The sequence below is a fragment of the Leucobacter edaphi genome, from assembly GCF_016522535.1.
GTDB lineage: Bacteria > Actinomycetota > Actinomycetes > Actinomycetales > Microbacteriaceae > Leucobacter > Leucobacter edaphi.
Window position 1 is genome coordinate 35320 of record NZ_JAEHOI010000006.1, and the last position, 13295, is coordinate 48614.

The following is a 13295-nucleotide window of genomic DNA, read 5'->3' on the forward strand; positions in this document are numbered from 1 at the left end:
AGGCTGGACCGCTCACCGTGTGGCCGAGACGCTAGCCCTGTGGTCTTTTTCAGGCGAATAGTGCAGTTTCCCCCACCCTGACCGGGGACTTTTCTGCGTGGTGCCGGCTCGCTCCCGACGGAACCCTGGAAGCATGCACAACATCCGCCCCAGGCACCCCTCCGCACCGCAGACCGAATCAGACGTCGCGCCAGCCCCGACACGGCGCGGCGCGGATCCGGGCGGCGCATCCCGGCGCCGCGTCCCGGCGCGCGACCGTCCCGTGCTCGCGATCGTCTGCGCCTGGTACGTGGTCACCCTGCTCGTCTCGGGCGCGCTCAACGTGATCCAGCAGTTCGCGGGCATCGATCCGGATCTGATCCAGATTGTCCAGTTCGCACCGACGATCGGTCTGCTCCTGCTGTTCGCGCTGCCCCGGGTGCGGCGCAGCGTATTTCTCCCGCCGCGGGTCTCGCATCGTCGAGCCTGGGGGCGCCTCGGCATCGCCCTGCTCGCGATCGCCGGCTACGCCGCCATGCTGCTCGCGACGGCAGCCCTGACCCAGGATCTTCGCTCGGATCAGCCGTTCCACTCCGGCTGGCTCGTCGCGCTATTCGTCGCGCTGCAGATTGTCGGCGCGATCGGCGAGGAGATCGGCTGGCACGGCTTCCTGCAGCCGCTGCTCGCGACGCGGATGAACTGGCTCGCGTCCTGCATCGTGACGGGCGTGCTGTGGTCGTTCTGGCACGTGCAGATCTTCGCGAGCGTGCTCTCGACGATCATGTTCACCCTCTCCTGCGTCGGCCTGTCGATCGTGTACGGCAAGATCGCCGTGGGGAACCCCCTGCAGCGCGGGATCATCGCCGGCGTGATGCACGGCATCGTGAACATCACCCTGTTCCTCGGCCTCGACCAGGAGGCGGCGACGCGCGGCGCGATCCCGCTGCCCATCCTCTACCTGCTGCCCTTCGGCCTCGCGGTGCTCGCGGCGCAGCGGTTCCGCGCGCGGCAGGCGGCCCGGGGCTCGGTTCAGGGATCGCTGCGAGCGGCGGCTCGCGCGGCGACCTCCCCCGCCCCGCGGGGAAAACTCGCGGCCGTACCCTCCGTCACGGAATACGCTCCCAGTGGAAAGATGGACGCATGACCGCGCAGCCCACGCCCCCCAGCGCGCGGCAGAACCGCCTCGCCGACCGGGTTCGCGCCCGCGGCCGCGCGCTTCTCGACGCGCTGATCCTGCTGGGCGAACTGCTGTACGTGGCGGTCCTGATCCTCGGAATCGCGACCGCCATCGGGCTGTCGTGGCTCTGGGTCGGGCTGCTCGTCCTCCCGGCGCTGTACCGGGCGCTCCACCGGCAACTCGTGCGCGTCTCGGCCCGGTGCGAGCCGTACCTCGGCCGCCCGCTCAGGCTCCCGGAGTTGCCCGCGCGCCCGGAAGAACCCGCGGACCCCGCGGACGGTGTCCTGGAGAAGCTCCGTCGCACCGAGGGCATCCGCCTCCTCGCCTCGGAGGAGGCCTGGCAGCTCCTGTGGTGGGGACTCGTCGAGTCGCTCGTCGGGATCATCGTGGCGACCATGCCGCTCCTCCTCATCGGTGAGGGCCTGCGCGGCCTCCTCGTCGCGCCACTGCTCACCGTGATCATGGGCTGGCAACCGGACGAGTGGTACCTGTGGGTGCGGGTCGCCGACGGCATGAGCCTGGTCGCGGCGATGACCCTCGGCCTCCTGCTCGTCATCGTCGGATGGCTGACCGCGACGTTCTGGCTTCGCCAGCACGCGCGCCTCTCCTCGGCTGCGATCGGAAGCAGGCGCACCGAACTCCGCGCCCGCGTCGATCAGCTCACCCGCAGCCGCGCGGGTTCGCGACGCGACGCGGCCGCCGAGCTCAAGCGGATCGAGCGCGAGGTGCACGACGGCACGCAGGCGCAGCTCGCGACGATCGGCCTGCGACTCGGCACGGCCGACGCGCTGTGGGACTCGGATCCGGATCGGGCGCGCGCGATCGTGGAGGAGGCCCGCGGGGACGCCTCAGCCGCGCTCGACGAACTGCGGGCGCTGATGCGGGGGATCAGGCCGCCGGTGCTCGCCGATCGGGGGCTCGCCGCCGCACTCGAGGACCTCGCCATCGCCTCCGGCTCCGCGGGTCCCGGCTCCACCTCGGTCACGGCGTACGCGGCCCTGAGCGGGAATTACGCCCCCGACATCGAGTCCGCGGTGTATTTCGCCGCGCGCGAGCTCGTCACGAACGCCCTGAAGCACGCGCGCGCCGAACGGATCACGGTCACGGCGACCGAATCGCCGGAGCGCCTGCAGCTCGTCGTGCTCGACGACGGCGCTGGCGGGGCGCGGGAGACGCCGGGCCACGGCCTCGCCGGCCTCGCCGAGCGGCTCGCGGCCTTCGACGGCACGCTGACGGTGTCGAGCCCCGCGGGCGGCCCGACCCGGATCACCGTGGAGGTCCCGTGCGGGTCGTGATCGCGGAGGACCTCGCGATGCTCCGCGAGGGGCTCGCGCTGCTGCTCAAGGCCTCGGGGCACGAGGTCGTGGCGTCCGTGGCGAGCGGCCCGGAACTCGAGCGGGTGTTTGCGGAGTGGGACGCCGACCTCGCGGTCGTCGACATCCGTATGCCGCCGACCGGCACCGACGAGGGCCTGCGCGCCGCGCTCGCCGCACGTTCCGCCCGCCCAGGGCTGCCCGTGCTGCTGTTCTCGCAGTACGTCGAGCGGCTCTACGTGCGGGAGCTCCTCACCGACGGCGCGGGCGGGGTCGGCTATCTCCTCAAGGATCGGGTCTCGGATCCGCGCGAGTTCCTCGACGCGATGCAGCGCGTCGCCGACGGCGGGACGGTCATCGATCCGACCGTGATCGCCTCGCTGATCGGGGGCGATGCCACCGAGCAGACGCCGGGCCGACGGACAGGAGACGGGCAGGGACGCTCGTCGGGCCTCGCCGCGCTCACGCCCCGCGAGACCGAGGTGATACAGCTCCTCGCCGAGGGCCGCTCGAACGCCGCCATCGGCGAGCGGCTGTTCCTCAGCGAGAGCGCGACGACGAAGCACATCTCCGCGATCTTCGACAAGCTCGGCCTCCCGCCCAGCGGAACCGACAACCGCCGCGTGCTCGCCGTGCTCGCCTACCTCGGCGCCTGAAGCCCAGCCCCTTCTGCGAGGATGGGGCATCACCGATTCCCGAGGAGCCAGCATGTCCGATTCCCTCGACCGCGTCCGCGCCGCAGCCGCGGAGCGCGGCCTCGACATCGATATCCGGGAACGCCCCGACGCGAACTCGCTCGAGGAGGCGGCGGCACTCCTGGGGATCGCGCCGTTCGAGATCGTGAAAACCCTGGTCGTGAAGCGATCGGACGGCAGCTACCTCTTCGCGCTCGTGCCGGGCGGCCGCGCGATCTCGTGGCCGAAACTGCGCGCGCTCGTTGGCGTCAACAAGCTCCGCATGCCCGAGCCGGCGCTCGCGCTCGAGGCCACCGGTTTCGAGCGCGGCACGATCACCCCGATCGGCAGCACGACGGCGTGGCCCGTCTACGCCGACGAGACGATCGTCGGCCGCAGGGTCGCCCTCGGCGCTGGCGCGCACGGGCACAGCCTCTTCGTCGACGCCGACGAGCTGATCGGCGCCTACGGCGCGATCGTCGCGGACATTACGGTGCCGGAAGACCCCGCTGGCCGCTGAGGCGCCATACTCAGCGACCGACGCGATCGATCCCCATGCGCGCCGCCATCAGGGGAAAGGCCCGGTCGAAGACCGCCTGCGTGGTGTGCCAATCGTGCCCGGCCGGTTCGAGAATGAGTTCGGTCTGCATCCCGGCGGCCCGCGCCGCGGCGTGGAGCTCGCGGGCGTACCCCGTGTAGCGCTGATCCTTCTCGCCCGAGCCGAAGAGGAGCATCGTGTCGCGATAGCGGCCGTGCGCCTGCATGATCGCGATCGGCTGGGCAGCGTCGAACGCGGCCTGCGAGCCGCCGAATCCCTTCTGAACGGCCTCGGGGATCGAGCTCAGACGGGGACCGATCTCGCTCAGTGTCGCGATCCCGGAACCGAAGATCTCCGGGTGACCCGCCATGAACTGGGAGACGCAGGTGCCGCCCTGCGAGAATCCGGTCAGTCCCCACATCTTCGGATCGGAGCTCACCCGGTAGTGCGCCCTGACCCAGTTGGGCACGTCGATGGTCATGTAGCTGGCCGAGTTTCCGAGGGTGTGCGAGTCGACGCACATCGGGTTGACGTCGCCAGCTGAGAGCTGATCGGCCGCGACGAGGATCGGCGCGATCCCGTGGTGCGCCGCCTGATACCGGTCCAGCGCCTCGTCCATGTGGCCGGAGTCGAAGTTCGCGTACGGCCCGCCCGGCTGGCCGGACATCGCGATGAGCACCGGGAGCACTGGCGGATGATCGACGAGGGCGGCGGGAGGAAGCCACACGATCGCCTGCCGCGCGGGAAAACCGGAGGTCGCGCCGGGAATCATGACCGCCCCGCGCTGCCCGTGCGCCGGCATGTCCTTCGGTGGCTGCCAGTCCCGGAAGTCGGCGAGCCCCGCGACGACCTCGCCGCGCTCGCCCGTGACCTCCTCAAGCGGCGCGACATCCGTCTTCCCGAACACCTGGCTCAGGTTCTGAAACGCCCCGAAATCAGCGTTGATCTGCAGTGCGGAGGTCATCGCAAAGATCACGACCGCGATCGCAGCGACCGTCTTCCGCCACCAGCGGGTGCGGAACAGGTTGACGATCGAGAGGCCGATCCCCGCGAAGCCGAGCACGACCCACAGCCGCGTCAGGTCCGAGAGCGTGACCCCGAAGAGGTCTCGCACATCGACCGCGAACCAGAACACGCCGAGGCCGATCAGGCCGCCCGCGGCAAGCCCGCCGAACGTCAGGGCGAGCCGCCGCCAGGTCTCGCTACTCAGGAGGTAGACGGTCAGCGAGCCGCAGAGCAGCGAGGCTCCGATGAGGAGCCCGGAGTTCGTGATCGGCACCTCAGGCATCGGCGGCTCACCTCGCGGGGTTCGAGCCCAGTGCGGAAGTGCTGGGCGGCAGCGGGTGTCAGCATGACCGTCGAATCAATCATTTGCCTGGGAGCGCGTCCGGCTTTCCCGGGGTCATTTCCGCCAGCGCCGGCGCCGGTCATTCCGCACCCGCGGCCACCGCCCCAGTGAACTGGGGTTCCTCCGCGACGGACGCGTTCAGCTCCGCCGCGACCTCCGCCGCCGCGTCCAGCATGCTCCCAGCGAACGGGAAGCGGGAGGGCGGAGCGGTGAACGGCGAACGGGCGAGATGATCACGTCCGGTCGATCCCCATCCGCTTCGCCATCGCGGGGAAGGCTCGGTCGAACACCGCCTGCACCGTGGGCCAGTCGTGCCCGCCCTGCTCGAGGATGAGCTCGGAGGTGATGCCGGCCGCGAGCGCCTCACGGTGGAGTTCGCGGGCGAACCCGGTGTACCGCTGGTCCTCCGCCCCGCTGCCGAAGTACAGCATGGTGTCCGCGTAGGTGCCGTGCTTCCGCATGATGGCGATCGGCTGGGCCGCCTCGAACGCCGCGGTCGAGCCGTTGAAGCCACCCGCGATCGAGTCGGGAATCCAGCTCAGGCGCGGCCCGATCTGGCTGAGGGTCGCGATGCCCGACCCGAACAGCTCCGGATACCCGGTCACGAACTGGGTCACGCACGTGCCGCCCTGCGAGAAGCCCGTCAGCCCCCACATCCTCGGATCGCTGCTCACCCGATAGTTCGCGCGCACCCAGTCGGGGACGTCCTGCGTGATGTAGGTGGCGGAGTTCCCGAACTTCTGGGAGTCGACGCACATCGGGTTCACACCCGGCGCGGAGAGCTGATCGGCGGCGATCAGGATCGGCGCGATGCCGTGGTGCGACGCCTGATACCGGTCGAGCGCCCTGTCGAGATGTCCAGAGGTGAAGTTCGTGTCGGGCGCCCCCGGCTGACCCGACATCGCGATCAGCACGGGGAGCACCGGCGGGTGGTCGACGAGCGCGGCCGGCGGAAGCCACACGATCGCGGAGCGGGCGGGGAAACCGGACTTCGTGCCGGGAATCGTGACCTCGCCCATTCTGCCGTGCTGGGGCATGTCCTTCGGCGGGCGCCAGCGAGAGTAGTCGGCCATGCCCTTCACCACCTCGCCGCGCTCGCCCTTCACCAGGGAGAGCTTGCCGTAGGTCGCGCCGCCGAACACCTGATTGAGCGTTTGGTAGGCCCCGAAATCGGCATTGATCTGGAGGGCAGCGGTGGCGAGGAAGATCGGGATCGAGACGATCGCGATCACCTTCCGCCACCAGCGGGAGCGGAACAGGTTGACGAGCGCGAGCGCCAGGCCCGCGAACCCGAGCGCGACCCACAGGCGCGTGTAATCGGAGAGGGTCACGCCGAACACGTCGTTCAGGTCGACGAGCCACCAGAACACGCCGAGGCCGATCGCGCCGCCCACGATGAGACCCACAGCAGAGGCGAGGACTCGCCTCCATGTTTTCCTGATCAGGAGGTAGATCGAGAGCGCCGCGCAGAGGGCGGTGGCCCCGAGGAGCAGCCACGGTTCAGTGATCGAGGCCTCGAGCATGGGCGCACTCCCTCACGCGGTCGGAACGGTTCGCCGCGGGGGTGCGGCGTCAGCACCGACTAGCCTCTTTCGGCACTCCATGAGTTTCCTGGGAGGCGTGCGGCCGGTGCCGGTCCCCGGGCCTGCGCGGAGGCCGGCTACTCGGCCCCGTGCTCGATCGCGCGCTCGAGGCGCTCGAGCTTCCCGTCGAGCTCGCCCTCGTACCCGGGGCGGATGTCGGCCTTCATGACGAGCGAGACGCGCGATCCGAACGGGGCGACCGCCTCGGTTGCGCGCTTGACGACGTCGAATACCTCGTCCCAATCACCCTCGATCTCGGTGAACATGCTCGAGGTGCGGTGCGGCAGGCCCGAGGCGCGGACGACCTTGATCGCCTCGGCGACGGCCGCCGAGACGGAGCCGTCCGGACTTTCGGCGCCGTTGCGGGCGGGGCCGCTCGGGGCAACGGAGAAGGCGAGGATCATGCTGGTCGCTCCTTGAGTAATCGGGTGTGATCGGGTGTGATCGGCCCGGCGCGCGGTTACGCCGGGAGGTCTTCTGGGCCGAAGGCGTCGGGGAGGATGTCGGGCATCGTGCGGACGCCGCGCGGGGTCTCGATCCGGAAATCGGGCGCCGCGGCCTCGAGGAGGAGCTGGCGGCACCGGCCGCACGGCATCAGCGTGTTTCCCTCGCCGTCGACGCAGACGAACGCGGTGAGACGCCCGCCGCCCCCGAGGTGAAGCGACCCGACGAGCACGCACTCCGCGCACAGCGTGAGGCCGTAGCTCGCGTTCTCGACGTTGCAGCCGGACACGATCCGGCCGTCGTCGACGAGCGCGGCGCAGCCGACGCGAAGTCCCGAATACGGGGCGTAGGATCCCGCAGTCGCGACGAGCGCGGCATCGCGCAGCGCAGCCCAGTCGACCGGCGGGACGGCCGCTGACGCGTGTTCGGTACTCACGTGCTCAGGCTACCCGCACTCGCAGCCGCTGGGTTGAACTGGGCAAAAACGTGCAGCGGCCGCGGGTGCGCACCGGACGCACACGCGCGGGGCAGCACGGGGCGGAAACGCGGATCGGCCGCGGAAACCCGTGCGGTTCCGCGGCCGATCCGTTCGGGAGCCCCGTGGCCGGGCCTCAGCCCTTGATGGCGTCGGCCAGCTTGACGCGGGCCCCGGTGCGGAGGATCGAGTTGCTGTAGATGCGGGATCCGATCCACAGCACGACCGCGATGGACACGGCGAGGATCCCGAGCGAGAGGATCGGCTCCCACCACTCTGCGGTGCCGAGGTAGAGGCGCATCGGCATTCCGACGGGGGCGGAGAAGGGGATGTAGCTCATGATGGCGAGCATCTGCGGGTTGTCGTTGAACAGGATGACGCCGATGTAGGGGAACATGACGAGCATCAGGACGGGGCTCGTCACCGATCCGATGTCCTCCTGTCGCGAGACCAGTGAGGCGAGCGCCGCGTAGAGCGCGGCGAGCAGCACGAAGCCGAAGGCGAACAGGATCGCGAACCAGATCAGCGCGCCGCCGAGCTCTCCCATCAGGAGATCCTGCCCGGTCGCGAGCATGCCGACCGAGGCCAGGGTCGCGATCAGGGCCACTTGCGCGAAGGCGAGGATCGAGTTGCCGAGGATCTTGCCCGCGAGCAGCGTCGGCGCGCTGACGGTGGCGAGCAGGATCTCCACGATGCGGGTCTGCTTCTCCTCGACAACGCTCTGCGCGATCGTGGTTCCGAACGTCATCGCGCTCATCATGAACACGAGGCCGAAGCCGATCGCGATGAAGTAGCCGACCATCGGATTGGTGCCGGTCGGCTCGAGCAGGGTAACCGCGGGCTGCGCCGAGAGCGACATCATCAGGTCGGACGGGGCGCTGTCCTTCGCGAGCACCGTCAGGTGAACAGGGGTGTCGCCGCCCGCGACGACCGCGGCCTCGACCTTCCCGCTGCGCACGAGTTCCTCCGCCGCGGCGCGGTCCGCGACCGTCGTGGTGGCGAAAGCGTCCGTCTGCAGCGCGGCCGTGGCGGGATCGGAGGCGACCTCCTCGGTCACGGCGACCTTCGCGGGCCCGCCGATCGGACCGGCCTTCGCGAGGAGACCGCTCCCGACGACGCTCACGAGCACGAGGAGGAGGAGGACTCCGGTCGAAATGAGGAACGCCTTGCTGCGGAGCCGGGTGGTGATTTCCCGTTCGGCGACGATCCAGGCGCCCTTCGGGCCGCTCATGCCGTTGGCGCCCGCGAGGGCATCGGTGCCTGCGGTGCGACGGCGGGTCTCGGTGGTGCTCATCGGACGACCTCCTTGAAGATCTGCGCGAGGGTGGGGACGACGGGGGCGAAGCTGCGGATCTGGGCGTCGGGCCCTGCGGCGACGGCGCGGGCGAGGACCGCCTGCGCGTCGGAGTCCGCTGCGGCCTCGAAGCGGGCGCGGCCGCCGTCGAGGTGGGTGACGGTGATGCCGGGCTGCTCGCGCAGCCAGCCGGCGTCCGCTGCGGGGCCGGCGAGTTCGAGTTCGAATTCGCGCCCGGCGTGCTCGGCGCGCAGCGCCTCGCGCGAGCCGGAGGCGAGGATCTTGCCCCCGCCGATCACGACGAGGTCGTCGCACAGTCGCTCGACGATGTCGAGCTGGTGCGAGGAGAAGAGGACGGGCGCGCCCTGCGCCGCGTAGTCCCGCAGCACTCCGACGACGACCTCTACCGCCATCGGGTCGAGGCCCGAGAACGGCTCGTCGAGGACCAGTGCGATCGGCTCGTGCACGAGGGCCGCCGCGATCTGTGCGCGCTGCTGGTTGCCGAGCGAGAGGCTCTCGAGCGTCTCGTTCTCGCGCTCCTCGAGTCCGAGGCGGGCGAGCAGACCCTGCGCCGAGCGCTTCGCGTCATGCGAGCTCATTCCGTGCAGTCGACCCAGGTAGATCAGCTGCTCGAGCACCTTCATCTTGGGGTAGAGGCCCCGCTCCTCCGGCATGTAACCGATTCGGGACCGCTGCTCGGCCGTGATCGGCTCGCCTTCGAAGCGCACCTCACCGGCGTCCTTCGCGAGCACGCCGAGGATGATCCGCATCGTCGTCGTCTTGCCCGCGCCGTTGCCGCCGACGAAACCCGTCATCCGGCCGCTTGCCACCTCGAAGCTCACGCCATCGAGGACGCGGCGATCACCGAAGCTTCGCGAGATGTTCTGCACGTCAATCATCGCGTCGACTCCCTCCTGTACTGCGCCGGGGGTTCGGATCCCGGCCCGTTGCTTCCACGGTATTCGAGCGCTGAAACTGGCACCTCCGCCGGGCGACGGAATCTTTTTCGTAACTTTTCGGATCGAATTTGGGCAAACGCCTCAGCACTCCCCCGCGCGGGGGATATCCGCGCTCCGCGCACCGCCATACGCTGGAGGACATGACTCGAGCAGACGGATACAACTGGTCGCGCCCCCGCCCCACGACCGCCGGGCTGCGCGGCGATGCCGCACTCGCCGGCGCGCTCGCCCTCGCGGCCACGACCACCTCGCTGCTCTACCACCGCATGGGGTACTACGAGAAGCCCGCCGAGCTCTGGGTGTGGATCCTGGGTCTCGCGCTCTGCACCCTGCCGCTTGCGCTCCGACGCGTCGCCCCAGCGCCCGTCGCGGTCGTGGTCGCGATCGGCTTCTTCGTCGTTGGGCAGTTCGCGGTGCCCGAGGTGCTCATCGTCAACATCTGCCTGTTCCTCGCGCTCTACACCGTGGGCGCGTGGGAGCCTCGCCGCTCCGTCGCGCTCTGGACGCAGCTCGGCCTCGCCACCGCGCTCATGATCTGGCTCGTCGTCTCACTCATCGTGTCCTCGTCCTCGACCGAGACCCTGCCGAATTTCTCTCGATCGGGGCTTTTCTCCGCCTACGCCACGTTTGCCGTCCTGCAGATCATCACGAACCTGCTCTACTTCGGCGGCGCGTATATCTTCGGTGAGCGCGCCTGGCGCACGGCCCGCCTGCAGGCCCGGCTCGAGGCGCAGGGCCGGGAGCTCGAGCGCGAGCGCGAGACGAGCGCGGCGCAGGCCGTCGCCCTCGACCGGATCGCGATCGCCCGTGAACTCCACGATGTCGTGGCGCACCATGTCTCGGTCATGGGCATCCAGGCCGGAGCAGCCCGACGCACCCTGGACCGGAACCCGGACGCCACGGTGTCGGCGCTCGGCGTCGTCGAGGACAGCGCACAGACCGCGATCGAGGAGCTTCGAGGGCTCGTGCGCACCCTCAGATCACCGGATCACGGCGACGGCGCCACCACGGTCGGGCTCGCGAATCTCGCTGATCTCGTCGCAGAATCGCAGCAGGCGGAGGTGCCAGCAACGCTCATCATCGCCGGCGAGCCGCGGCCGGTTCCGATGCTCGTCGATATTGCGCTCTATCGCGTGGTGCAGGAGGCGCTCACGAACGTCAGGAAGCACGCCGGACGCGGCGCCTCCGCTGAGGTGCGATTGCGCTTCGAGCGGGACGCCGTCGAGGTGGAGATCGGCGACGACGGCGTTCGCCGTGAACTTCCGAAGACGCCAGGGAGCAGCGGTGGATCGGGGCTCGGGCTTCGTGGAATGCGTGAGCGGATCGGCGCCGTCGGGGGTTCGGTCCACACGGAACGGCGCGAGCGCGGCGGATTCATGGTGCGCGCCCGCGTCCCCCTCAGCGAACGGCCGGAGGCCCCCGCGGCCCAGATCCTGAGCGGAGCAGCCGCATGATCCGGATCATGCTCGTCGACGACCAGGGCCTCGTGCGCTCCGGCTTCCGCATCATCCTCGAGTCGGAGCCGGACTTCGAAATCGTGGGCGAGGCCGAGAACGGGCAGCGCGCCGTCGAACTCGCCGCGGAACTCTCCCCCGACGTGATCTGCATGGATGTTGAGATGCCGATCATGAATGGAATCGAGGCTGCGAGAGAGATTCTGGGCGACGTCTCTGCGGGTGGGCCTGCCATCCTCATCCTCACGACGTTCGGTCATGACCGCTACCTCTTCGAGGCGATCGCGGCCGGCGTGAGCGGGTTCCTGCTGAAAACCTCCAGGGCCGAACAGCTCATCGAGGCGGTGCGGGAGCTCGCGGCCGGCCGCGCCCTCCTCGGGCCGGATGTCACGCGTGCGGTCCTCGCGCGGCTGTCGGCCGAGGGCGGCTCCGGTGAAATCGACGCGCCATCGGCGGCCCCCGGCGAGGCGCTCGCGCCCGCCGGTGGGGCACTCGCGCCCGCCGTTACACACACCCCCGCTTCGCTCACCGGGAGCGGCGCGGGCGAGCCAGCGGCGGCGGCGGGCCCGGAGGGGGAAGTTGAGCCTGAGCCGGAGCCGAGCGGGGGCAAAACCGACCCGCTCGCCGAGGCGATTGCCGCGGCGGGGCTCACGGAGCGAGAGCGCGAGGTTCTCGAGCTTCTCGCACTCGGCCGCTCGAACGGCGAGATCGCGAAGCAGCTGTTCCTCGGCGAGGCAACCGTCAAAACCCACGTCTCCAATGTGCTGCAGAAACTCGGGGTTCGTGATCGGATCCAGGCCGTCGTCTGGGCCCACACCCGCACCGAGGCGCCCTCCAGTTCCGGGTGAATGCGAGAAGAACGCCAGACGTCGATCCGGGCGCTTCACACTTCCCGTGGCACAGCGACCCCGGCTCTGGCAGACTGAGTTCCTGATCGGGGGTCCCACCGGGGGGTACGGGCCCTCGATCGCTGGGGAGCCGTACCGTCACGGGAAGCGACAAGTTGCTCAGCCGAGCCGGCCAGGATCCTCGCCGTCAGGAAGATGCGCCGCCACCCGCCGCTCCAGGCCGATCCGCACACCCGGCCACTCGCTCGCGATGATCGAGAACACCACCGTGTCGCGCACATACCCGGCGGGCCGCCGCAGGTGCGAACGCAGAATCCCGTCCTGCTTCGCCCCCAACCTGGCGATCGCCGCGCGCGATTGATGATTGTGGAAATCCGTGCGGAACTCCACGGCCGGGCACCCCCACACGGTAAATGCGTGGTCCAGAAGCAGGAGCTTCGACTCCGGATTCGTGCCGGAACCGTGCGCGCTCGCCCCGTTCCACGTGGAACCAATCTCGACCCGGGGCGTCGCGGCATCGATGTTCATGAACGTCGTCATCCCGATGATCGCCCCGGTGTCGTTTCGCCTCGCAGCGAACGGGATCATCGAGCCCCGCTCCTGCAGCTCGAGCCGACGCCGAATCTCGGCCGCCATCCCCGCCGGTTCCGGCACCGACGTGTACCAGAGCTTCCACAGCTCGCCGTCGCGCGCCGCCTCCTGGAGCCCGCGCAGATGGTCCAGCGACAAGGGTTCCAGGGTGACGATGCGGCCGCGCAGCGTCCCGGGATGCTCAAGAGCCATATCTCGATACTACGGACGCTGCGACGCCGGCAGACACTCGCGCAGCTCGATCCGAGCCGCGATCCCGTCGGCGAGGTCGGCGGCGAGCTCACGCGCACGCGCCTCATCGGCGACACGGACGGCCCACACGCGCCGCAACAGCGGCGCTGATCCCGCGCCCGACCCGGTTCGCACGGCCCCCGGTCCGGCACTCGCCGGTTCAACCGAACCGCCAGGCGACACCACGATCGCCGCCTCGTCCGCACCGAGCACCTCGCCCCACTCCAGCTCCGATCGCGCCGCCAGTTCGTCCTCGAAGCGGGCCGCGAACGCGACAGCGGACTCGACCTCCTCGGCGGGACGCGCCGCGAGGTCCTCCTCGGTCTCGTGATGCAGCAGCAGAAATCGCATGACAGCCTCCGGATCCTGGCGGCTCACCCGCCCGCG

At 70.0% G+C, this 13295-nt stretch carries 14 protein-coding genes; 6 read left to right on the forward strand and 8 right to left on the reverse strand.

Translation table 11 applies throughout. From position 1 onward, the window contains the following. Positions 1–133: 133 nt before the first annotated feature. From JD292_RS07175 to JD292_RS07190, 4 genes are read left to right on the forward strand one after another with little or no spacing between them, the layout of a single operon-like run. Entirely contained in the window at positions 134–1123 is a 990-nt protein-coding gene (locus JD292_RS07175; protein WP_200132066.1) for a CPBP family intramembrane glutamic endopeptidase, read from the forward strand. After that, positions 1120–2451: a sensor histidine kinase gene (locus JD292_RS07180; RefSeq protein ID WP_200132067.1), complete on the forward strand. Its 1332-nt coding sequence runs from the start codon at positions 1120–1122 to the stop codon at positions 2449–2451. The genes JD292_RS07175 and JD292_RS07180 overlap by 4 nt, the downstream gene beginning before the upstream one ends. Continuing rightward, positions 2439–3125, forward strand: coding sequence for a LuxR C-terminal-related transcriptional regulator (locus JD292_RS07185; protein ID WP_200132068.1), 687 nt, complete (start codon positions 2439–2441; stop codon positions 3123–3125). The genes JD292_RS07180 and JD292_RS07185 overlap by 13 nt, the downstream gene beginning before the upstream one ends. Positions 3126–3177: 52 nt before the next feature. After that, a complete protein-coding gene (locus JD292_RS07190) occupies positions 3178–3663 on the forward strand; it encodes an aminoacyl-tRNA deacylase (RefSeq protein ID WP_200132069.1) in 486 nt (161 codons plus the stop codon). A 10-nt stretch (positions 3664–3673) separates the two neighbouring features. On the opposite strand, the gene JD292_RS07195 is transcribed toward JD292_RS07190, so the two are convergent. From JD292_RS07195 to JD292_RS07220, 6 genes are all read right to left on the reverse strand, one after another. Further along, positions 3674–4969, reverse strand: a complete 1296-nt coding sequence (locus tag JD292_RS07195; protein WP_200132070.1) for an alpha/beta hydrolase — start codon at positions 4967–4969, stop codon at positions 3674–3676. A 293-nt stretch (positions 4970–5262) separates the two neighbouring features. Continuing rightward, a complete protein-coding gene (locus JD292_RS07200) occupies positions 5263–6552 on the reverse strand; it encodes an alpha/beta hydrolase (RefSeq protein WP_200132071.1) in 1290 nt (429 codons plus the stop codon). Positions 6553–6689: 137 nt separating this feature from the next. Beyond that, complete coding sequence (locus JD292_RS07205) at positions 6690–7016, reverse strand: thiamine-binding protein (RefSeq protein WP_200132072.1); 327 nt, start codon at positions 7014–7016, stop codon at positions 6690–6692. 56 nt (positions 7017–7072) lie between these two features. Then, the gene (locus JD292_RS07210) at positions 7073–7492 is read right to left on the reverse strand and encodes a cytidine deaminase (protein WP_200132073.1); all 420 of its coding nucleotides are present in this window, start codon (positions 7490–7492) and stop codon (positions 7073–7075) included. A gap of 175 nt (positions 7493–7667) precedes the next feature. Next, positions 7668–8825 carry an ABC transporter permease gene (locus tag JD292_RS07215; protein WP_200132074.1) on the reverse strand — a complete coding sequence of 386 codons (1158 nt, stop codon included), beginning with the start codon at positions 8823–8825 and terminating at the stop codon, positions 7668–7670. After that, a complete protein-coding gene (locus JD292_RS07220; RefSeq protein ID WP_200132075.1) occupies positions 8822–9724 on the reverse strand; it encodes an ABC transporter ATP-binding protein in 903 nt (300 codons plus the stop codon). Before JD292_RS07220 ends, JD292_RS07215 begins: the two co-directional genes overlap by 4 nt. Positions 9725–9924: 200 nt before the next feature. On the opposite strand from JD292_RS07220, the gene JD292_RS07225 reads away from it, so the two are divergent. Then, the gene (locus JD292_RS07225) at positions 9925–11238 is read left to right on the forward strand and encodes a sensor histidine kinase (protein ID WP_200132076.1); all 1314 of its coding nucleotides are present in this window, start codon (positions 9925–9927) and stop codon (positions 11236–11238) included. Next, positions 11235–12086: a response regulator gene (locus tag JD292_RS07230; protein ID WP_200132077.1), complete on the forward strand. Its 852-nt coding sequence runs from the start codon at positions 11235–11237 to the stop codon at positions 12084–12086. The genes JD292_RS07225 and JD292_RS07230 overlap by 4 nt, the downstream gene beginning before the upstream one ends. Before the next feature lie 159 nt (positions 12087–12245). On the opposite strand, the gene JD292_RS07235 is transcribed toward JD292_RS07230, so the two are convergent. Continuing rightward, on the reverse strand, positions 12246–12869 hold the full coding sequence (locus tag JD292_RS07235) for a GNAT family N-acetyltransferase (RefSeq protein WP_200132078.1): 624 nt from the start codon (positions 12867–12869) through the stop codon (positions 12246–12248). Between the two features lie 9 nt (positions 12870–12878). Beyond that, a complete protein-coding gene (locus JD292_RS07240) occupies positions 12879–13259 on the reverse strand; it encodes a YciI family protein (protein WP_200132079.1) in 381 nt (126 codons plus the stop codon). Positions 13260–13295 lie beyond the last annotated feature (36 nt).